Annotated in this window: 25 protein-coding genes and 1 pseudogene; 18 read left to right on the top strand and 8 right to left on the bottom strand. The window is 31.8% G+C overall.

The features are described from left to right. Positions 1–34 precede the first annotated feature (34 nt). Positions 35–235, top strand: a complete 201-nt coding sequence (locus LGAS_RS09815; protein WP_003652550.1) for an SPJ_0845 family protein — start codon at positions 35–37, stop codon at positions 233–235. A gap of 53 nt (positions 236–288) precedes the next feature. Beyond that, positions 289–579, top strand: a complete 291-nt coding sequence (locus LGAS_RS05260; protein ID WP_003647236.1) for a hypothetical protein — start codon at positions 289–291, stop codon at positions 577–579. Positions 580–638: 59 nt separating this feature from the next. Here LGAS_RS05260 and LGAS_RS05255 read toward each other — a convergent pair whose 3' ends face one another. Continuing rightward, positions 639–1268 (bottom strand): RpiB/LacA/LacB family sugar-phosphate isomerase, encoded by a 630-nt coding sequence (locus LGAS_RS05255; RefSeq protein ID WP_035422690.1) that lies wholly within the window; start codon positions 1266–1268, stop codon positions 639–641. Positions 1269–1446: 178 nt separating this feature from the next. On the opposite strand from LGAS_RS05255, the gene LGAS_RS05250 reads away from it, so the two are divergent. Then, the gene (locus tag LGAS_RS05250; protein WP_003647238.1) at positions 1447–3717 is read left to right on the top strand and encodes a bifunctional metallophosphatase/5'-nucleotidase; all 2271 of its coding nucleotides are present in this window, start codon (positions 1447–1449) and stop codon (positions 3715–3717) included. A 36-nt stretch (positions 3718–3753) separates the two neighbouring features. Here LGAS_RS05250 and LGAS_RS05245 read toward each other — a convergent pair whose 3' ends face one another. Together LGAS_RS05245 and LGAS_RS05240 are read right to left on the bottom strand one after the other, a co-directional pair. Further along, positions 3754–4470 (bottom strand): GNAT family acetyltransferase, encoded by a 717-nt coding sequence (locus LGAS_RS05245; RefSeq protein WP_225792981.1) that lies wholly within the window; start codon positions 4468–4470, stop codon positions 3754–3756. After that, a complete protein-coding gene (locus LGAS_RS05240) occupies positions 4454–4999 on the bottom strand; it encodes a GNAT family N-acetyltransferase (RefSeq protein WP_003647239.1) in 546 nt (181 codons plus the stop codon). Before LGAS_RS05240 ends, LGAS_RS05245 begins: the two co-directional genes overlap by 17 nt. Before the next feature lie 84 nt (positions 5000–5083). Between LGAS_RS05240 and LGAS_RS05235 the strand changes: the two genes are divergently transcribed. Together LGAS_RS05235 and LGAS_RS05230 are read left to right on the top strand one after the other, a co-directional pair. Next, positions 5084–5293 carry a hypothetical protein gene (locus LGAS_RS05235; RefSeq protein ID WP_003647240.1) on the top strand — a complete coding sequence of 70 codons (210 nt, stop codon included), beginning with the start codon at positions 5084–5086 and terminating at the stop codon, positions 5291–5293. A gap of 38 nt (positions 5294–5331) precedes the next feature. Further along, on the top strand, positions 5332–5658 hold the full coding sequence (locus LGAS_RS05230; protein ID WP_003652544.1) for a hypothetical protein: 327 nt from the start codon (positions 5332–5334) through the stop codon (positions 5656–5658). A gap of 61 nt (positions 5659–5719) precedes the next feature. Here LGAS_RS05230 and LGAS_RS05225 read toward each other — a convergent pair whose 3' ends face one another. Then, the gene (locus tag LGAS_RS05225) at positions 5720–6529 is read right to left on the bottom strand and encodes a DUF975 family protein (protein WP_003647242.1); all 810 of its coding nucleotides are present in this window, start codon (positions 6527–6529) and stop codon (positions 5720–5722) included. An 80-nt stretch (positions 6530–6609) separates the two neighbouring features. Continuing rightward, on the bottom strand, positions 6610–7479 hold the full coding sequence (locus tag LGAS_RS05220; protein ID WP_003647245.1) for an SPFH domain-containing protein: 870 nt from the start codon (positions 7477–7479) through the stop codon (positions 6610–6612). A 160-nt stretch (positions 7480–7639) separates the two neighbouring features. On the opposite strand from LGAS_RS05220, the gene LGAS_RS05215 reads away from it, so the two are divergent. The 3 genes from LGAS_RS05215 (at position 7640) to LGAS_RS05205 (ending at position 10721) form a co-directional block, all read left to right on the top strand. After that, a complete protein-coding gene (locus LGAS_RS05215; RefSeq protein ID WP_003652538.1) occupies positions 7640–8458 on the top strand; it encodes a helix-turn-helix domain-containing protein in 819 nt (272 codons plus the stop codon). Positions 8459–8549: 91 nt separating this feature from the next. Next, on the top strand, positions 8550–10157 hold the full coding sequence (locus LGAS_RS05210) for an ABC transporter ATP-binding protein (RefSeq protein WP_003652536.1): 1608 nt from the start codon (positions 8550–8552) through the stop codon (positions 10155–10157). An 81-nt stretch (positions 10158–10238) separates the two neighbouring features. Further along, on the top strand, positions 10239–10721 hold the full coding sequence (locus LGAS_RS05205; RefSeq protein ID WP_003647247.1) for a nitroreductase family protein: 483 nt from the start codon (positions 10239–10241) through the stop codon (positions 10719–10721). A 46-nt stretch (positions 10722–10767) separates the two neighbouring features. On the opposite strand, the gene LGAS_RS05200 is transcribed toward LGAS_RS05205, so the two are convergent. Beyond that, a complete protein-coding gene (locus LGAS_RS05200; protein WP_003647248.1) occupies positions 10768–12345 on the bottom strand; it encodes an ATP-binding cassette domain-containing protein in 1578 nt (525 codons plus the stop codon). A 138-nt stretch (positions 12346–12483) separates the two neighbouring features. Between LGAS_RS05200 and LGAS_RS05195 the strand changes: the two genes are divergently transcribed. The 9 genes and pseudogenes from LGAS_RS05195 (at position 12484) to LGAS_RS05155 (ending at position 17591) form a co-directional block, all read left to right on the top strand. Further along, positions 12484–12819, top strand: coding sequence for a hypothetical protein (locus tag LGAS_RS05195; RefSeq protein WP_003652535.1), 336 nt, complete (start codon positions 12484–12486; stop codon positions 12817–12819). After that, positions 12819–13266: pseudogene (locus LGAS_RS09475) on the top strand (N-acetyltransferase family protein). Before LGAS_RS05195 ends, LGAS_RS09475 begins: the two are co-directional and overlap by 1 nt. Before the next feature lie 2 nt (positions 13267–13268). Continuing rightward, positions 13269–14078: a DUF2785 domain-containing protein gene (locus LGAS_RS05185; RefSeq protein ID WP_003647250.1), complete on the top strand. Its 810-nt coding sequence runs from the start codon at positions 13269–13271 to the stop codon at positions 14076–14078. 11 nt (positions 14079–14089) lie between these two features. Further along, a complete protein-coding gene (locus LGAS_RS05180; RefSeq protein WP_003647251.1) occupies positions 14090–14392 on the top strand; it encodes a MazG-like family protein in 303 nt (100 codons plus the stop codon). Beyond that, complete coding sequence (locus LGAS_RS05175; RefSeq protein ID WP_003647252.1) at positions 14385–14744, top strand: DUF6176 family protein; 360 nt, start codon at positions 14385–14387, stop codon at positions 14742–14744. The genes LGAS_RS05180 and LGAS_RS05175 overlap by 8 nt, the downstream gene beginning before the upstream one ends. 6 nt (positions 14745–14750) lie before the next feature. Continuing rightward, a complete protein-coding gene (locus LGAS_RS05170; protein ID WP_003647253.1) occupies positions 14751–15470 on the top strand; it encodes a hypothetical protein in 720 nt (239 codons plus the stop codon). Positions 15471–15504: 34 nt separating this feature from the next. Further along, positions 15505–15774: a hypothetical protein gene (locus LGAS_RS05165; RefSeq protein WP_225792982.1), complete on the top strand. Its 270-nt coding sequence runs from the start codon at positions 15505–15507 to the stop codon at positions 15772–15774. Positions 15775–15842: 68 nt separating this feature from the next. Beyond that, complete coding sequence (locus tag LGAS_RS05160) at positions 15843–16631, top strand: tyrosine-protein phosphatase (RefSeq protein WP_003647255.1); 789 nt, start codon at positions 15843–15845, stop codon at positions 16629–16631. Between the two features lie 144 nt (positions 16632–16775). Continuing rightward, complete coding sequence (locus LGAS_RS05155; RefSeq protein ID WP_011678902.1) at positions 16776–17591, top strand: Fic family protein; 816 nt, start codon at positions 16776–16778, stop codon at positions 17589–17591. A gap of 162 nt (positions 17592–17753) precedes the next feature. On the opposite strand, the gene LGAS_RS05150 is transcribed toward LGAS_RS05155, so the two are convergent. Both LGAS_RS05150 and LGAS_RS05145 read right to left on the bottom strand, forming a co-directional pair. Next, complete coding sequence (locus LGAS_RS05150) at positions 17754–18059, bottom strand: type II toxin-antitoxin system YafQ family toxin (protein WP_003647258.1); 306 nt, start codon at positions 18057–18059, stop codon at positions 17754–17756. After that, complete coding sequence (locus LGAS_RS05145) at positions 18059–18334, bottom strand: type II toxin-antitoxin system RelB/DinJ family antitoxin (protein ID WP_021314843.1); 276 nt, start codon at positions 18332–18334, stop codon at positions 18059–18061. The genes LGAS_RS05150 and LGAS_RS05145 overlap by 1 nt, the downstream gene beginning before the upstream one ends. Before the next feature lie 332 nt (positions 18335–18666). Here LGAS_RS05145 and LGAS_RS05140 point away from each other — a divergent pair, with 332 nt between their 5' ends. Further along, entirely contained in the window at positions 18667–19200 is a 534-nt protein-coding gene (locus LGAS_RS05140) for a GNAT family N-acetyltransferase (RefSeq protein WP_003647260.1), read from the top strand.

Here is a 19200-nt window from a genome sequence, read left to right as displayed (position 1 = left end):
TTTATAATCATAGAAAAAGAAAAGGATGATAACCATGGGACTAACTTTTAACAATCCTAATAACTTACAACAAATGCTCGATAAATTTGCGACTGTTCCAGATCCAAAAAAGACACCAAAAAGACCGGGTGAAGGGCTTGATAAGTCTAAAAAAGATGGTGGTCAAACTCCAAATGTCATTAATGATGAAAAGGAACCGGAAGTAAAGAGCAAAAAGAAGAAAGATAAGAAGTAATTTTAAAACCACTAAAACAGGTTTGTTTTAGTGGTTTTTTTATGGTGTCATAGATGAAACAAACAGATAATAATGAACAAGAATACATTGTTGGAATTACTAATGTAGTATCTAAGTTAATTGCTGGAAACGAACACATATCAGTGGAAGAAGCTGAAAAGCGTTTTAAAGATTCAAAGGTATATGAATATTTATGTCATCCACCTGTACCTTTTTATGAAGAAGGCCCAGAAGACTTTTATGAAATGTACGTGAATTTGAAAACTAAGGGATTAATGATTGATAATACTCAGCTTTATTTGAAAAATAATCCGCAGCTGTATAGTTTGCATCCTGATGATTAAAATGAAAAATTATAGTAAAAATAAAGACCACGCCTGAAAAACATGGTCTTTATTTATATCTAATTGAAATAGTCGTACCTTAATTTCTTAATCAAATCAACTAGTTCATGATTTGTACCATTTTGGATAATAAAATCATAAACTGGTTTGTACTTTAAGATAGGAATTAGTAGATCAGGATCAACAGAAGGGAGAATAGAAATTATAGATTTTTTATTGAGCTGGTTAAGTTCTTTTACTTCTGTAGTGTTTTTCATTTTTCGGGATGCTTGAGAGGGTGGATAGCCAGTGCCCCAAGGCAGCTTAAAGAGGGATTTCATAGTTTCCGCCAAATTAATTTCTCCGCTCCAACCCCAATTTAGGCCTAGAGGGAAAGAAGCTACATTTCCATTATTAATATGGCTGAATAGAAAAGCATCTTGTGGGGTAGGAAGATAGCCACATTGAACATTGGGGAAAGTATTGCAAGCCAGCATCATCCCTTGACCAGATGAGCAGCCAGTAACAATGAAGTCTAAAGAACGACTGTTAATTAATAAAGCGACTGCTATTGAAACTTGAACGTAAGATAGTTGAATTTTACTGTCTGGATAAATGCCGAAGTTAATTAATTCATCGTTAGGATTGATTGCTTCATTTAAATAATGTTCTAAAATTTGGTTCTTTTCTTTTTGAGAACTAGCTTGAATAACATTTTTTGCAAGTGAGACTCAATTATTCGTAAATAAAAATATTTTTGGGCTACTGATAACTAGCTATATACATATTAACCGAAAATAACGAACAATTTCAGCATTGACGTAGTAATGATTAAGAATATACTTGAACGTATAAAAGCTAATGTTGATTGTTTTAGAGGAGAAAGAAATGAAAAATCATCGTCGTGTTTTAGTTGGTAGTTTAGCTAGTGCTGCTTTAATGAGCTTGTTTTTAGTAAATAATGGTTCAGTTAAAGCTGATGAAGTCGTTCAACCAAGGCAAGTTCAGCAAAGCAGTGAAGTAAGGGTTACGACGAATCAAGATAATGCTAAAAAGCCGAACAATGATCAATGGGCCAATCCTGCTAATTATAAGGATGATATCCCAGTTCAAGTGTTAGGTATTAATGATTTACATGGAAATATTGATACCACTGGGAAAGCATATGTTGGACGAGGAATGCATTATAATGCTGGAAATGTGGCACGCTTAAGTAGTTACTTGAACAATGCGGAAAGTGATTTTAAAGAAAAAAATCCCGAAGGTAACACATTTAGAGTTGAAGCGGGAGACATGGTAGGTGCTTCTCCAGCGACGTCATCACTACTCCAAGATGAACCGACGATGAAATCTTTGAAGGCAATGAACGTTAATATTGGTACTCTGGGTAACCATGAATTTGATGAGGGATTAGGTGAATTTGACCGCATTGTGGAAGGTAAAGCTCCCCAAAAAGGTCAATTTAACCAAGAAGAGCAGAACTATCCCCATGAAAATTCAAATTTACAGATTGTTATTTCTAATGTAGTTAATAAAAAAGATCAAACTGTGCCATTTAATTGGCAGCCATATTTGACAAAAGAGGTAAAAGCTGGCAATAAGTCAAGTAAGGTTGGCTTTATTGGTGTTGTAACTGCTGATATGCCTAAACTTACTTTCGCTAAAAATTTAAAAGATTATCAAATTCTAGATCCAGCTGAAACAATTGCAAAGTATGATCGTATTTTGCAAAATCAAGGTGTAAATGCGATTGTTGTTTTAGCCCATACTGGTGTTTCAACATATAAAGGTAAAACTAGTGGAGAAGCAGTCGACATTTTGAAGAAGCTGTATCAAATCGATCCCAATAATTCTGTAGATTTATATGTTGCTGCCCATTCACACCAATATGCAAATGGTACAGTTGGTAGAACTAAAATTGTTCAAGCCAATAAATTTTCAATGGCTTATGATGACGCAATTGGTTATATTGATCCTAAGACAAATGATTTTGTTAATGGTAGCTTGATAACTCATGTTTATCCTGTAATGTCACCAAAAGAAGATAAATTTACTAAGGCTGATCCTAAAGTCGAAGCAATTATTAAAGACGCAGAAAATCGTACTAGCAAGATTACAAATTCTGTAATTGGTAAAACGACCCCTGGTACTGAAATTAGTACCACTCTCAATGATAATAAAGAAAATGCAGTTGGTGATTTAGTCGTTGATGCTCAACTTTTTGAAGCTAGGAAGAAGGGAATCCAAGCTGACTTTGCTATCACTAATGGAGGCGGCGTTCGAAGCAACTTAAATATTGAAAACGACGGATCAATAAAATGGAAATCAGCTCAAGCTGTACAGCCATTTAATAATCAAATTCAAGTATTTAATTTAACAGGAAAACAAATTTACGATGTTTTGAATTCACAATACGTTAAAAACGGTGAACGTTACTACCTCGTTGGCGGGATGCGCTATGCATATACAGATACTGATGATCCATCTCATCCGCAAAAAGTAGCTGTTATGTTAGACGGCAATGGTAAGCAATTTGATTTAAACAAGACTTATCGAGTTATTACAAGCAACTATTTAGTAGATTCAACTGCTGAATTTAAGGGTGCAAAAAAGGTGGCTGATGTAGGAATTGATACTGACTTATTCGTAGATTATTTCAAAGATCAAACTGCAGCTGGTAAACTAATTCTTGCTCCTGAATTAAATCGTAAGTTTTATCTAACTAAGCCACAATTAGATGAATTGTTGAATAAGTTAAAGCAAGAAACGCAAGTATCAAAGCAAGGTACGACAAATAATGATTTAGGTGAGAAAAATAGTCAGATTTTAGATAAAACTGATAAGTTAGTAAATAAAGCAGATGAGACTAAGACTTCTGAACAAGAACAGGCTAAGAAATCAGAAGAGAGTACGAAGATTATTTATGTATTTTCAAAAGCTAAGAGAGAGGAAAATACACTTAAAGTCGTAAATGAACCTGTAGGCAAAAATTCTAGCTTGGCTACATTAACAAGAAGTAAGAGTCTTAATAGAAATGAATCTAAGAAAGCTTCATTGCCAAAGGCAGGGGCAGAAGATGTATCCTGGATTTCTTGGTTAGGATTAGCTTTAACTGGCTTAGTTAGCTTCTTTGGATTGGGTATTAAGAAAAGAAATTAATTCAAAATAAAACCATCGCTTTTGCGATGGCTTTTTTCATATATAAATATAAGTATTAAAACTATTTTCTTTATCGACATTAAAGCAATCAAGTAACTTAGTTGCAGACCAATCTGTGTCGTCTGCTTCAAAGAAAATCGCAGAATATTTACTAAACATTTTACTTAAAATAGCTTGAATGAATAGATTGCAAGATTTTTCACTGAATGAACAAATATAAGCTATCTCGTTTTTCTCAGTAAAAATTAGGTTTTCAATTTTCCCATCTTCATTTGTACTATAGTAGCCAGTTTGGGTCGGAACTTCTTTAACAAAAGTATTCTCAGAAACAGTTAGCGGAGATACGGATTGATGCATTGCTTGGTAATATTTATATAGTAGATGACAAAGTATGTCATATTTTTTATTGTTAATATCAAAGGTATACAGAGAACAATTAGAATTTAGTTTTACCCTCAAATCGTTTTTAGTTACTTTTGGAGTATAACAATGACGTTTACATTTAAATCCATTTTGAAGCAATAAGTGGACTAAATCAGTATTAGTTGAATCAGTCATTACTTGAAGTGATTTACCTTCGATTTGTTTGATTTCACTAAATGGAAAGTAAATAGGGTATTTGCTCAGGTTAAATTCTAGGTAAAGATACTTATTATGAAATTCATTATGATAAGTAGTAATAGTACCTATGTTTTGTTCATCGCACCAAACATGATATTGATTATCTTTGATCTTTTTAATTCTTACAGACATTTTCCCATTCATCCCTTAAAATCCCATATTTCATAGAGTCATAATATTTACCATTGTAATACCGTACTTTTCTGATTTGAGCTTCTTTTTGAAATCCGAGTTTTTCTGCAACACGCATCATCGAGGGATTACCAGACCAGGTTGTTAATCCAATGTGTTCCAACTTATCAGTATTTTGAAAAATGTGATTAATCCAAATTCGTAGCGCAGTTGTGCCATAGCCACCACTCCATTTGCTTGAATCATAGATTACAATTCCGATTTCAAGCCAGCGCGTTTGTTCATCAATCCAATCTTTTGAAACCATACCGATTGGCTGCTTGTTAACTATAATGCAGCGACAATCTTCACTTAATAAAAATTTGGCAATGGTGCTGTCCTTGAATGATTCAAAATCACTAAATTTCTGATAATCGTTAAAGTATGGTGCATTAAATTTGGTCCATTCAGGCTGATCGGCTGAGAAGCCTTGTTGCCAAATTCCTTTTAATGAGTTTTCTGTAAATTGGGTTAAGCTAACTTTTTCCATAATTAACTCCTTGATTATTTATTATAGTAGTATTTTCTTGAAAGCGCTTGATAATATAAATGATAATAAAAGAAGGCGATTGAAATGAAAAATATAAATGAAATCGTTATTGGTAAACCGGTAAAAATTAGCCGTGTTTTAATTGGAGCAGCTGCAATTGTTATACTTTCATTATTTGTTACTGGCTTTAGCTATTTGCCTTGGTGGGTATTTATAATTGTCTTAACTCTAGAATTTTTATTACTTTACCGACATATTTCAATTCTTATTGGAGGATTAATAAGGAAGAAGTAAAGATTACTTCTTATAGCAATAATGATGGTATTAAGTTAATGCAGCTTTTAGGCTTACATAAAAAAGATGAGCAAGTGATAAAACTAGCTAATATTGGAAATGCGGAAATTGTATATAAGAAAAATATCAGAATCAGTCTTGTTGATTTTAACCCAGATTATCTTAACTTATATCTTGATACAAAAGATGGACAGAAATACATATTGTCTTTAGGGAATACTGACTATCAAAAGCTTGCTACAATTATACAGTTTTTAAAGGATAATCAAATAGAATTAATAGATAAGCAGGGAATTGTGCAACTTTTAAGAGAAAATAAGAATTTGTTTACTCATTTTCACAATAAGAAATGGACGGCTGTTTGATGACAAAAGAAGAAATACGATCTAGGGCATTGAGTCTTAGATCGTATTTTTGCCATCTTATTTAATTATTATCTTTTCTAAGATATTTATCGCCTACTAAGTTGCGGTAAAAGTTGGCAACAGTTTGACGATAATACGGTTGAAGGTAAAGGGAAAGTAGAAAGTTGATGATAGCGATTAGAATAATTGCAATTAAATATGCAATCAATGCTTGGAAGATGAGATCAGCTAATGGTTTATTAAATGGTTTCAGGTAAAGAAAAGCAATAGCTATTCCAGCTAAACCAATAATAAAATACCAAATATTGAAAGTTAACCAAATGATGAATAAAGTGGTTTTATTACCTTTCATGATCTTGCGTGACTCACTGATTGCTTCTGTTGCAGTCATTTCGTGTTTTGAATCAATCATATCTTTCATAATGTAAGGCGTCATTGCGTAGGAAAAACTTTTAATAATGCCTGGAACTATTAATAAAAGTCCCCAGAAGAAAGTAAATAGAGTAGTTAGTAAGCTAGTTAGGAATGTTTTAAAGAAATAGCCATTAGTAAAACTAGAAAACATTGCTTTAAAAACATTTGGCTTTTTACCTGTATCTCTAAAAGCTAACGTTGCATATTGAACTCCCCAGGCAATCATCGTAGCAATTAAGGCGGTAATTATAGTGAATATGCTCCAGCCTAAGCCTTGCCACCATGAAATAAGAGAAAGATTATTAGTATTCAAACTACCGGTCCAGACATAATTAGTTATATATTCGAGAAATAAATTAATAATTCCAGGAATGATTAACAATCCAATTACCCATAGCCAGTTGCCTTTAAGCTGCTTGCAAGCAATTTTTCTTAATTCTTTGCGGTTGATTTTCATTCTGTTTTCCTTTCCAAGTTAAATACATCTTTATAAGATAAAAGGCCTCTAGCTCAAAAAAGTTAGAAGTCTTTGTTTTCTTAATCTTCTTTTTTGCTTTGGTCCCAGATTTTTTTAGCAGCTGGAATTTTTCCTAAATTGCTAATTTCATCCTTATCAACAACGATTAAATTGTTAGGACCCTGAGCAAGTTGGTTGAAGCTATCAAGACTTTGATTTCTAAAGTAGCCCTCGCCAGCGCTATCAAGTGATTCTTGTAATTTCTTAATTCTGTAAGCATCGGCATCAGCTTGAGTTTTGATTGCTTCTGCATTCGCTTTGGCTGTAGCAACTAAGGCATCATTTTTCGCCTTAGTAGTTAATTCGATATTTCTGGCTTCACCTTCAGCACGTGCAATTGCCGCTGTTTTTTCACGATCAGCCGTTAATTGCTTATCCATTGCCTTTTGAATTTCAGGACTAGGAAGCAATTCGTCAACATTGACACGAACAACGCGAATACCATAAATGTCAGTCAAATCGCCAATTGCTTCGGCAAGTTGTGCGTTAATCTGACTAGTTGAACCTAGAGCTTCGTTTAATTCCATTCGGCCAATAATATCACGAAGGTGCCCACGAATTAATTGCACCATTGATTCAACAGAATCAGTGTTGTTGTAGAAGTACTTATAAGAGTCAGTGACAAGATAGTTTAAAGTCAGACTAGTAGTAATTTCAGCGTTATCTTTAGTAATAATTCGGTATTTAGAAATTTCTAAAGGTTGAAGAGCTAGCGACACTTTTCTAATTCTTTGAACTCCAGGAAAAATCATCACAAAGCCTGCTTTTACAGTTCGTGAATACTTACCTAAAGTTTCAACTAAACCTTCATAGTTTTGCGGAACAATATGAAAGCTTAAAGCTAATAGAACTAAAACTAAAATCACCAAAACAATTAGTAAAATTCGCATTAACATAATACTTTAACTCCTTTTCTTAATTTTGACTTATATTATCCCAATATTTTTAGTAAAATGAAATAGTTTTTAAAATATTTTTCAGATAAAAATTATTTAAGCTGATAAAAAATCGATTATAATTGTAGAAAATAGAGGACGAGGTGGGCATGTAATGACTATTGGCGAGTTGTTAAAACAAACAAGACAATCCCTTGGTTTAACTCAAACAGAGATGGCAGCTGACATTGTTTCAACGTCTTATTATTCAAAAGTGGAACGAAACATTCATCAAATTAGTGCGGATGAATTGATCGCTATTCTCAACAGACATCATATTGATAGCTCAGCTTTCTTTGTTCATTTTTCTAATTTTAATTCACAGGAAAAGAGAGATTTTCTAAAAGAAATAGGGGATGCGTATGAGAAGAAAGACAAGCAAGAACTTTTGACAATCAAAAAAGATATTGATCAATTACCGGATTCGAGACAAAAGAAGTATTATCAGCTGCAAATTGACTTGGTTTTGAATGTTTATTTAACAAAAGCAGCTGATATTCCAGCTGAATTAAAAAATGATCTAAAGAAGTTTGTTTTTCAAGATAATAATTGGAATGAAAATTCACTGCAGTTGTTTAGAGAAACAATTCGTGTTTACGATATAGATGAGCTTAGTTTTTTAGTAAATGCAATTTTGGCTAAGTATCACCAGCCAGCTGAGTTACCAATAAAAACGCAGGAGATCTTAGGGGGCATTTGTATTAATTTTTTAGATAAGTGTTATGAGCACAACACACCTGAATTAATAAAACAACCACTCCAATATATTTCTAAACTTTCAAATGCTTCGGAATTGCTGTTAGTTAAAATACTTAAAAATTATTATCAAGCAGTTTTTAATAAAAATGCAGATGAAGTAAAAGTTATTAGTGATGTTCTTGAAAAAGCAGGATGGAAAGATTTCGTTTCTGTTTTACCTCATTTAAATAGCTAAATGTGCGTATACGACAATACAATTTCTATTACGACAAAGAAATCTTTTCTTATTTACCTTGTTCAATAATAACTGCAACGAGGTGAACAAAATGAATTACTTATTTCATTATTTAAGAAAAAGACCGGGAGCAGTAGGAGTTGTAATTGTTTTAACTATTATTACTTCGGCTCTAAGAGTGACGCACGCTTTAATTAACGTAAATATTTTTAACGCCTTAATTAAGTTAGAATTTCATGGCTTCTTTAATTGGGTAATAATTGATATTGTAGTGTTTGCAATTTTGTCTGTTTTCTTAGTGTTAATGCAAATTCAGATGGCTAAGACAGTGCAACTTTTAAGCTTAGACTTGAGAAAAGATATTATCCGTCAATTGTCAGGAAAATCAATTGAAGATTTTAATAAGCAGGACACAGGAGTCTATGCCTCTTGGTTAACTAATGACGTGACTACGGTAGAAAATGATGGCTTTTATAATATTTTGCAGAGTGTACAAATTATTACAGATCCCTTGTTTTCAATGATTGCTTTAGCTAAATTTTCATGGACCTTTATTCCAATTATTGCTTTAGTTTCTCTCTTAACAGTATTTTTGCCGCAACTTATTCATAAAAGGCTTGCCAGTGCCAGTCTTTCAACGACTAAGGCTAATGGAAAGTTGTTGAACGTAATTAATGATAGCTTGCGGGGATTTAATACCTTTTCAATTTTTGGGGTTGAAAATCAGCTGGAGACTAGAATTACTAAAGCAGTCTTTCTTTTAATGAATAAAAAAGTTAAGCAAGCAAAGTATCAATCAATTGCAAATAATATTGCAGGTTTTTCTAATATTTTAGGTCAAGTTGGAATTCAAGCATGGACAGGCTATTTAGCACTTGAAAAGATAATCTCAATAGGTGTAATAGGTTCGTCTGGAAACTTGGCTTATAATGTGTTTAATTCTTTAGCTGTGATTGCACCAATATGGACTGAAATGACAGCTTTAGAACCAATTTTTGATAAGTATCATTTAACTGAGAAAAAGAACTATAAAGAAGAGGGACAAGATTTTACTGAAAATAAGTTTAATTCTTTAGAAGTAATTAACTTACAAAAGAAGTATCAAGATAGAGAAGTGTTTACTCGTCCGATAAATCTACGTATTTGCAAAAATCAAAAAGTAGGGATTTATGGTAAATCAGGTAGTGGTAAAACTACTTTCATGAAAATTATTTCTGGACAAATAAGAAGTTATACCGGTGAGATTCAGCTAAATAAAGTAGAATTAAATCGAATAAAGTATAGTGCTCTCCAGAAAATTTTACTTTATGTGGAGCAAACGCCATATTTATTCAATGATACTGTGCGCTATAACCTGACCTTAGGAGAGCATTTTACGGATATTGAAATAATCGATGCACTCAAAAAGGCTAATTTATGGGAAACAATAAGTAACTTACCTGATGGACTAGATACAGAAATAAATGAAAATGGCAACAATTTTTCTGGTGGACAAAAACAGCGACTTGCTTTGGCGAGAGGGTTATTGAGAAAGAGAAAACTATTTTTACTTGATGAAAGTACTAGTAATTTAGATAAGAAAACAGCGCTTAAAGTGGAGAATACTTTTTTAGGGCTAGATGATGTAACTGTAATTTTTGTTAGTCATCAACTTCATAATGAAAATAAGGCTGATTTTGACCAGATTGTTGAGATTTGAAAAATTGCTTATTAAATATTAGTGTAATAGAATAAATTTGTGAAAGCGATTTATTAAAAATATTCATTTAAGGAGTAGACAATGAACGCAATTTTTGAAAGAAGAGCAGTTAGAGAATATACTAATGAAAAAGTTGATGAAGAAAAGATTCAAAAGTTAATCGATGCTTTTCAAGCTGCGCCGTGTGCACTGCATCAAACTGATGTTATGGAGTTGAGCGTAATTACGGATCAAGAACTTCTTAAGAAAATTGAAGATAATACTAACAATTCTTGTTATAATGCACCGCTTGTCTTTATGATCAATACTAAAAAAGATAGTCAATTTGGTGAAAGAGATGCTTCTGTAGCAGCAGAAAATGTGATGGTTGAAGCTTTCGAGTTGGGGTTAGCTTCTGTTTACGTAATGGGCGGAGCAATTGCGCTGAACAAATTCCCTGAAATTCAAAAAGAGTTGGGAATGGATGAAGGCTGCGAAACTTCTGTACTTTTGCCAATTGGTTATCCAGCTAATAATGGAAAGCCAGAAGATAGATCAAAACGTTATAAAGTTGTAAGAAAATAATTGAAGGTAGTAAAAAACATTGATCCTGATACTGGACCAATGTTTTTTATTTGCTCAAGTCAATAATCCTATCAAACATTTCTTTTTCCTGGTCGGAGATCTTATGAGCAACTTCAATTACTGCAAAATTTGAATTTTTCAGCAAAGTCTGATGAATTTGTAGTGATAGTTCATTATCTAAAGCACTCGTTGCTTCATCAGCTAGCAAAATTGGACGCTTTGCTAAGATAGATCTGGCAATTTCGATTCTTTGGATTTGACCACCAGAGAGACTATTACCAGTCTGACCAACCTGGTAGTCAAGTCCTTTTTCTTTGACTAATTCTGTTAGACCAGCTAATTTAATAGCATTCTTTAATTCCTCTTTGGAATACTTTTTACCTAAAGTTAGATTAAAAAGTAGACTGCGGTCAAACATGAACGGCTTTTGATTGATATAGCTAAAGTAATCGTGCGATTTCTGCCAATTGCCAGTTAAATTCTGTTGGTCAATTATAATAGAACCACTTGTTGGCTTTAATTGACCTACTAAAAGTCGGAGTAAAGTTGTTTTTCCAAAACCACTTGGCGCCATTAGAAGGACTTTTTCTTTAGCATTAACAGTGAAGCTTACGTTCTTTAGGATAGTTTTATCATCAATTGTATATGTTAATTTCTCAACTGATAACTGATTAAAAGATAGATTTGTAGCAGTTTCATTTTTATTATTAAAGTTGATTGCTTTTTGAACTTTATCCCAAATAGGCTTAGTAGATCGAATTTGATTAAGCTGATCAAGAATCATTGTAATTGGATTAATGAAATCGTTGGATAGCTGCACGATCATTACTAAAGTACCAGCTCCAATTTGACCATTAAACATTAAAATGGCACCTACTAAGAATGGAATAATAAAGCTGAAGATATCAGCAATGGTAATAATTAGCGTAGAAATGGCACCTTGAGTGTAGTTAAGACTGCGTAATGCATTTTCCATTTGTTTTGCCTGCTTGATGACATAAGAAATAACAGGAACTTGTGCATCATACAACATGGCCGTTTTTGATCCATTAATTGCATCAACTGTAGCCTGAGTATATTCAGCGTTTTGCTTTTCCCAGATAGCAGATTTATTTTGAATATCCTTAATGAAAAACTTTTGAATAAAACCAGGAATAATTGTAGCAATAACGAAAATGATAGTTAGAAGCCAGGAATTGATCAAACCGACAAAAATTGAAATTGCAAAAGCAGCAATCTCAGAAATAATCATTAATTCATTCGTAATTTTTAGTGATTCGATTTGCTTTAGATCATTGGTCATTAAATTTAGACCGTCTTTTTGTGAATCATTTTGTTGAGCAATTAAATAAGTGATAGTTTTCTCTTTTAAATTCAAGTTGATATCACGTGTAATATCGGAACGTAAATATCTATAAGCAAAATTAAGAAACATAATAATGATGAGTGATACTGCTCCCAGCGCAGCAATAAGAATTAACTGTTTTAATGAGCCACGATGATATTGAGCGCTGTTAAGCATAATCTTCGTGACATAAGCGATAACGACATTACCACAAGCACTTATGCAGGCCAAAAAGACATAAAGTGCTAGCTTCTTTTTGTTAGCAAACTTTAGTGACATAAATATACCTTTCTAGACCCCATCAAAGTGACTTCATTTAAGTCGTTTCTTCTTTGATGAAAATAATATAGCATATTCTGTTGAAAATTAAAATAGTATTAGATATTATTTTAATAAAAGAATTTGGAGGAAGTGTACATGCAAGAAAATGTAATGTCTTTTATTAATATCTCACCTTTATTTATTGCAATTATTATTGGCTTTGTAGTTTCATTTAATGAAAATACTTCTATAAAAGTACCTGCTATTGTAGTTATTATTTCGACAATTATTAGTTTTCTTTTCCCAATTTTTAATTTAAAATCTTGGGTTACTTATCCAGTAATTATCTCTGAAAGTGCAATGTTTGTCTTGGCTGCAATGTTATTAAGTCAAAAGATGAAAAAGTGGCTGGCTTGGATTTTGGGTTTGATGGTAGGATTTGTTTGGGCAATTGTACTGCTTATTTTGCTAGGAGTGACTTTTAATATCTAATGCTTATTAGAAAGTATGAAAATTCTGATTTTGACCAATTGTGTCATGTGATGGATAGGGCACGCATGCAGGAATTAAAGACAGCCAATATGGAGCAAGTGTTTATTCAATTGAGGGATGCCCCATATTTAGGGTATTTGTTAAAATGCAAAATTTATGTCGCAATTAAGGAAGAAAAAATGGTCGGATTTGTCGGGTTACGATCACATGAATTATCGTTTTTATATGTAGATCCAAACTTTTCAAAAGCACGGAGTCGGAAAGAAACTAATGGAGTTTGCTTTAAAGCAATTAGAAAGACCAATAAAGCTAGAAGTATTTACTGACAACTTGGCAGCAAAAACATTGTATGAAAAATATGGTTTTAAAGTAGTAAAAACTGTGGTTGAAAAGTGGTCTAATGAGTATCCAATAGAATTTTCGCAGGATACGATGGAGATGAAGTAAGTATGGATATAGAAAAATTTAAGATAAAACTTGAAGATCCAAAGGCAACATATTCTGACGAAGAGGTAGAGTGGCTACTTGATAATATCGGAAATCCTGAAAGCAAAATTCGTGATAATTTAGTTTGTAATAGTTTTGGAAGTTCATTTTTCGAAGGAAAATTTACTTTTGACCAAGTTAAATATTTGATTGATCAACTTCAGAAGAAAAATCTTCTATATTATCGAATTAACGAAAAGAAAGTGGCAACGTTAACTAGATCTTTTACATGCTTATTATGGGATTTAATTATTCGAACAAATAATGATAAACATTCTCGTTATTATCAGGTTTTAAATAAGAATGAAGAGCAACAAGTATTTGAAGATTTAATCAATTATTTGGCTAATGAGCATGATTTTACTGGTTTTTCAAAAAAATATGGTTGGGTGCATGCAATAGCACATTGTTCAGATGCATTAGCAGATAGCATACTTTGTGATAATTTTGATCAAAAAATGGTAAATGCTTTTTTATTAGCGGTTAAAGAAATGTTGAATAAAGTCGATAGACGTTTTATTGACGGGGAAGAATATCGTTTAGCTGATGTATTTGTAAATGGTATTAAAGAAAATAAAATTAACTCTTATAGTTTTATTAATTGGATAAAATCATTTGCTTTTAATCCTTATTCAGATGAACTTTTAGAATACTATCGATTTAATAATCTGAAGTCGTTGTTGCAAGTTATATATGTAAAATTAAATTCTATTTCACTGCTTGATCCTAATGTAAAAGAAATAATAGAGAAAAAATTCAATAGTAAATATTAAGGTTCGAAATTATGATTATAGATACGAAAAAATTACAAAAAGCCGTTATTGAAAATAAGAAAAAACATAATTTTAATACTACTGATGTTAAGTTTGAAATTCTTTTGTTGTATGGCGAAGTAAATGAACTGTTTCAAGCTTGGCTTAAAGAGGACCAAGAAAATATCAATGAAGAATTAGCAGATGTAGCCATTTTTCTATTAGGAATATCTGAAATGCTTGGTAGTGATCTTGGTGAAGATATTGTTAAGAAAATGGCGATTAATGCGAAAAGAAAATATGTGCATGGAAAGAAGATAATTACTGATGACTAAAGTAGAACTTACTCGTTTTAGAATTAGAAAGGGAAAAGAAGCTAAAGCGCAAGAATGGATGGACTTTCTAAATGAACATCACACTGATACTGTAGCTACAATGACTGGTGAAAAAATGTACGTGGAAAGCGTCTTTAAAGAGAAAAATCCAGATGGATATACCTATTTTTACTGGTATTCAGTTCAAGGAGAAGGCGGAAATGCCGTTGAAGAATCAGAAAGCTATATTGATAAGAAACATACTGAATATTGGGACGAATGCATTGATACGGAATATAAGCCAGTTGATATGGAGTTAGAAGAAAGTTTGATTGCACCGGCTTTTGAGAAGGCAATTGAAAAGGATGCGTAATGCTAAATGAAAAAGATTTTATTATCGACAGTTCATCATCCCGATGTGTCTTTAAAAAATTTAGAGTATGTTTGTGAACAATTACAAATAATTTTTGATGAGGTTTACTTAACAATAAGTAATGTAACATCATCAGAAATTAAAAGTAGTCTTAGCGAAAAGTCTTTTCATTGTCTTACAATTTTCCCAAATGGTGCAGCAGATGCTAGAAGAAAAGTTTTAAAGTTCGCATTAAAAAATGTTAGTGGAAAAGTTAATTATTTTTATTGTGATTTTGATAAAGTAATTGTTGCACTGTTAAATCGAAATTTTGAATTTAAAAATTTTATTTCAACATTAAATTTAAAGAATGAATATCGAATTGTAGGAAGAAATAGTAAAGATTTTGAATCGTATCCAGATACATGGATTGAAACAGAAAGAATTACTAATAAAGTTGCTGCAAAAATTTTCGGAATTGATAATGTTGATTTATTAGCTGGTTGTTGCGCGTTTGATAGTAATGTTGGAAAAGTAATCGCCGAAAATTCTACGGAAATATTAACGGATACAGAATGGCCATTAATTTGTAAAGACAGCCAAATAATAGTTAATTATAATGAAGTTTCATTTCTGCCATTTAATTTTCAATATAACAAAGGTAGAAATGATTATGACTGGCTGGGGTATATTCCACGATTAAAGTTGGCTTTACAGGCTTTTGAATCTTTTAAGAGACATATGTAGATTATATAAGTTTATTTTTAAGGAGAAGATTTTTATGGAAGTAGATGTAAATACATTTTCCCCTTATTTAGCAGCTGTCGTATTTTTTTTATTCCAGGATTGGTTTAAGAAAATTCCAAAAGAATGGTATTTATCCGCAGCAATTATTATTCCAATTTTAGTTATAGTTTTTCCCTTGAAAATACATGCTAATATCATTCGACTTATTTTAGAATCATTATTATTAATATTGGCTTATCATGCTTTTTCGAAGAAATTAAGTATGCCTGTTACTTTGGATATATTTTTATTATCTGATTATTAATGGCAATTTTGATATTTTGTTAGAATTTCTGAGAAGAATGAAAGCATAACAAATAGTAGAGGAACAATATGTACTCAAATCTATTACCAATCACAACAGCCATTAATCCGCGTGAACTAGGGGGATTAACTGGTTTTAATAATCGTAAAATACAGATGCATCGTCTGCTTAGAACCGGTGATCTTAGTAAAATGTCGTCAAAAGACAGGCAATTTCTAAAGGATTACGGTGTTGTTAAAATTATTGACCTACGTTCAAAAGCAGAAAGTATTTCGCATCCTGATCCTCAAATTGACGGCGTTCAAAATATTTCTCTGCCTCTTTCCAGTGAAGAAGGAACATTAGGAGGAGAAAACAACTTAAAACAAGAATCAAAATTATATAATGAAAATCCACATGCTGCATTTAAAATGATGCGTGATCATTATAGAGATCATGCTATTGCAGCACATGATCAAGAAACTGTTCGTCAAGTATTGAAAATATTGTCTGAAACTGATGAAGGAGCAGTTATTTTTCACTGTACTGAGGGAAAAGATCGGACCGGATTTGTTGCCTTATTTGTTTTATATATTTTAGGCGTTGACTTAGAATTAATACGACAGGATTATCTAGCGTCGAATGAGATTTTGACTGAATATCGTGCAGTCAGAGATAAGAAATTTCAAGAAGCTGGTAAAAGTTTAACTTTTAGAGCTAACATGAGAGTTTTAAGTTCAGCATCTGATTCACTTTTTGACACAGTTCTTTTAACTATTGAAAAAGAATATGGAGATCTCGAAACATATTTAAGGAATGCTCTAAATGTAACTCCTGAATTAGAAAATAAATTACGCGAACTTTATTTGGAAAGATGATGTTATAGAAGCAAAAGCTTTAGGCAAGAATAATTGATGATTTTATTTACTGAAAAAGGATAACCTATCATCACTTTTTCTAGGTTTTGTTTTATTATTAATTATGTTAGATATTATCAATTAATTTAGAGTTAAGGTGATAAAATGCAAATTTATACTAAATTAACTGATCTTCGTGATAAAATGAATACCTTTCGTCCCTTATCCAAAGAAGAAGTAGAAAGTATTGAAAAAGATAAAAAATATGATCATATTTGGTCATCAAATGCTATTGAAGGAAGTTCTTTATCCAAGTATGAAACTGCTGCTTTATTAGAAACTGGTTTAACAGTACATGGGAAACCGTTCGCAGATCATTTGGCAGCACTTGATTTGAGTAGAGCTTACGATTATGTTCAAGAATTAGCAATTGGAAAATTGCCTCTTGATGAAATTGCTATTCGTGATATTAATCGCCTAGTAACTTATTCTGATAATCCTACTAAACGAGCAGAGGCTGGTCAGTATCGTCAAATTAAAGTATGGCCTAATGGCGTACCAGAAGTACATTATGCGGATCCAAGTGATATTCCTAATGACATGCAAAAACTAATTCAGTGGTATCAAGAAGTAGAGGGAAAAGAGCACCCAGTTAAAGTGGCTGCTATGCTTCATTTGAAGTTTGTTACTATTCATCCCTTTAGAGATGGAAATAGTCGAACTGCACGACTTTTAATGAATTTTGAATTAGTAAAGCATGGTTATTTGATAATTAATATTCAACCAGATAAGATTAGTCGAAATGCTTATATGGAAGCTTTAAAACAAGCACAAATTAAGGATAATTATGAGTCATTTATTGAATTAGTGGCTGATTATGAGCAAGATGAATTAGATAAGCGAATAGATTTGTTAACTAGGATTGAAAAAGAAAGAAAATTCGCACAAAGTCAAACTAGATTGGATAAGTTTGATAAGTAATTAGTAAGATTAAAGCAGATTCTTGTATGAACCTGCTTTTTTATTTATTGGGATGAATGTATTGATACAGAATATACCCCAGTAGATTTGAAACTGGAAGAAATTTTAACTGCACTAGCTGTTAAGAAAATAATTGAAAAATAAAAAGGAGTAAGCTCTCCTTTATGTTCTATAAGTATGATCGTGGGAACCAGTAGAAACCAAGTCGATGGTTAACAGTTCTAAATTGCCGCTATGAATTTTATAAACTAAAATCCAATTACCAGCTTTATTATGCTCAACATGTAATGCACGTAGTGACCTTAAAGAACCTTTTAGTTGATGGTCATCATATTTATCAACAAGAATTTTAAATTTTTCGTCAATAAGTAATTGAATGACATTTTTTAATTTATTCAAATCATAATGTTTTCTTTTAAGCTTCTTATAATCTCGCTTAAATTGAGGAGTGTAGTTAATTTGAGCCATTAGTCTTTATCTAACTCCTCAAATAGCTCTTTTACTGAGTTTGTGGTTTTATAATTTCCTGCTTTGTATTCTTGAAGTGACCTATCAATATTTGATTTCATCGAAGGAGAAATTTCAGAATATCTATGTAAATTAACAGGAATTGCATTTTCACTTACGACTTGAGTTAAGATCATTCGCATTGCAGATGACCAATCGAGACCGTATTCGTTGAATACATCTGTTGCTTGTTTCTTTAAATCTTCTGGTAATCTTAAACTTACGGTAGTTGTCATATGTATCACCTCAAATAAAATACTTTATATTATCATTGTATCACAATTTAATACAATTGTATTAAATTGTATGCTAGATTACTTTCTGAAGGGGGTTATGATTTAGAAAATAATGTAATGCTAAGTCAACCTGATTTCTTTAATCTTGGTGAAGGCTTTGACTCTTTTAAGTGAGTTAGTTTTGTAGATAGTTTTAAAATAGCAGAGATTAAAAAAGATCTCTGCTTATTTTTGTAGTTAAAAATTTTATAAGTAATCTATTGAAATATTAATTATATTTAAGTAATATTTAATTTAACTAGAGAATAAAAGATGAAAATGGGGTGAGATGATTGCATAATTATCCGTTTGTTTTACATAATTTTGTAACTGGTAAACATAGTGTTAAGTTAGTTTTACCTGAAACTTGGCAAGCGAAAGATTTGTTTGATCAACTTCAAAAAAATCTAGTTGAATTTTCTAAATGGCTAGTTTGGGCTAACAAAATTGATTCTGTTCAAAAAGAAGTAGATTCAATCAAGCAATTTCAACAGAAAATGGTCGATGGTACGGCATTTAATTTGGTGATTTTAGTTGATGAAACCCCAGCAGGTATGATTGATTTACATTACTTAAGTTCAAAATCCGGTGAAGTTGGATATTGGCTGTCGAATGATTTTCAGCATTTGGGGATTATGACTAAGTGTGTTGAATTTCTTAAAAAATATGCATTTGAACAGTTGAGACTTGATTATTTAATTTTAAGAACTCATCCGCAGAACTTTGCTAGTCAGAATGTGGCTAAGCGAAGTGGATTTAAGTATCAAGAAATTGATGATAATGGGCATAAAAAATTTGTCTTAAGAAATAATGCTGGTAGGCGATAA

The sequence above is a fragment of the Lactobacillus gasseri ATCC 33323 = JCM 1131 genome (assembly GCF_000014425.1).
GTDB lineage: Bacteria > Bacillota > Bacilli > Lactobacillales > Lactobacillaceae > Lactobacillus > Lactobacillus gasseri.
This window is presented reverse-complemented; position numbering and strand designations above follow the sequence as displayed.

Coding starts and splice junctions, on each gene's coding strand:
- LGAS_RS05200 (WP_003647248.1), bottom strand. CDS start 12,345: ATGTCACTAAAGTTTGCTAACAAAAAGAAGCTAGCACTTTATGTCTTT.
- LGAS_RS05220 (WP_003647245.1), bottom strand. CDS start 7,479: ATGCGAATTTTACTAATTGTTTTGGTGATTTTAGTTTTAGTTCTATTA.
- LGAS_RS05150 (WP_003647258.1), bottom strand. CDS start 18,059: ATGGCTCAAATTAACTACACTCCTCAATTTAAGCGAGATTATAAGAAG.
- LGAS_RS05165 (WP_225792982.1), top strand. CDS start 15,505: ATGGAAGTAGATGTAAATACATTTTCCCCTTATTTAGCAGCTGTCGTA.
- LGAS_RS05240 (WP_003647239.1), bottom strand. CDS start 4,999: ATGGAAAAAGTTAGCTTAACCCAATTTACAGAAAACTCATTAAAAGGA.
- LGAS_RS05215 (WP_003652538.1), top strand. CDS start 7,640: ATGACTATTGGCGAGTTGTTAAAACAAACAAGACAATCCCTTGGTTTA.
- LGAS_RS05155 (WP_011678902.1), top strand. CDS start 16,776: ATGCAAATTTATACTAAATTAACTGATCTTCGTGATAAAATGAATACC.
- LGAS_RS05160 (WP_003647255.1), top strand. CDS start 15,843: ATGTACTCAAATCTATTACCAATCACAACAGCCATTAATCCGCGTGAA.
- LGAS_RS05260 (WP_003647236.1), top strand. CDS start 289: ATGAAACAAACAGATAATAATGAACAAGAATACATTGTTGGAATTACT.
- LGAS_RS05250 (WP_003647238.1), top strand. CDS start 1,447: ATGAAAAATCATCGTCGTGTTTTAGTTGGTAGTTTAGCTAGTGCTGCT.
- LGAS_RS05205 (WP_003647247.1), top strand. CDS start 10,239: ATGAACGCAATTTTTGAAAGAAGAGCAGTTAGAGAATATACTAATGAA.
- LGAS_RS05225 (WP_003647242.1), bottom strand. CDS start 6,529: ATGAAAATCAACCGCAAAGAATTAAGAAAAATTGCTTGCAAGCAGCTT.
- LGAS_RS05245 (WP_225792981.1), bottom strand. CDS start 4,470: ATGTCTGTAAGAATTAAAAAGATCAAAGATAATCAATATCATGTTTGG.
- LGAS_RS09815 (WP_003652550.1), top strand. CDS start 35: ATGGGACTAACTTTTAACAATCCTAATAACTTACAACAAATGCTCGAT.
- LGAS_RS05185 (WP_003647250.1), top strand. CDS start 13,269: ATGGATATAGAAAAATTTAAGATAAAACTTGAAGATCCAAAGGCAACA.
- LGAS_RS05235 (WP_003647240.1), top strand. CDS start 5,084: ATGAAAAATATAAATGAAATCGTTATTGGTAAACCGGTAAAAATTAGC.
- LGAS_RS05145 (WP_021314843.1), bottom strand. CDS start 18,334: ATGACAACTACCGTAAGTTTAAGATTACCAGAAGATTTAAAGAAACAA.
- LGAS_RS05210 (WP_003652536.1), top strand. CDS start 8,550: ATGAATTACTTATTTCATTATTTAAGAAAAAGACCGGGAGCAGTAGGA.
- LGAS_RS05180 (WP_003647251.1), top strand. CDS start 14,090: ATGATTATAGATACGAAAAAATTACAAAAAGCCGTTATTGAAAATAAG.
- LGAS_RS05230 (WP_003652544.1), top strand. CDS start 5,332: ATGCAGCTTTTAGGCTTACATAAAAAAGATGAGCAAGTGATAAAACTA.
- LGAS_RS05175 (WP_003647252.1), top strand. CDS start 14,385: ATGACTAAAGTAGAACTTACTCGTTTTAGAATTAGAAAGGGAAAAGAA.
- LGAS_RS05195 (WP_003652535.1), top strand. CDS start 12,484: ATGCAAGAAAATGTAATGTCTTTTATTAATATCTCACCTTTATTTATT.
- LGAS_RS05170 (WP_003647253.1), top strand. CDS start 14,751: ATGAAAAAGATTTTATTATCGACAGTTCATCATCCCGATGTGTCTTTA.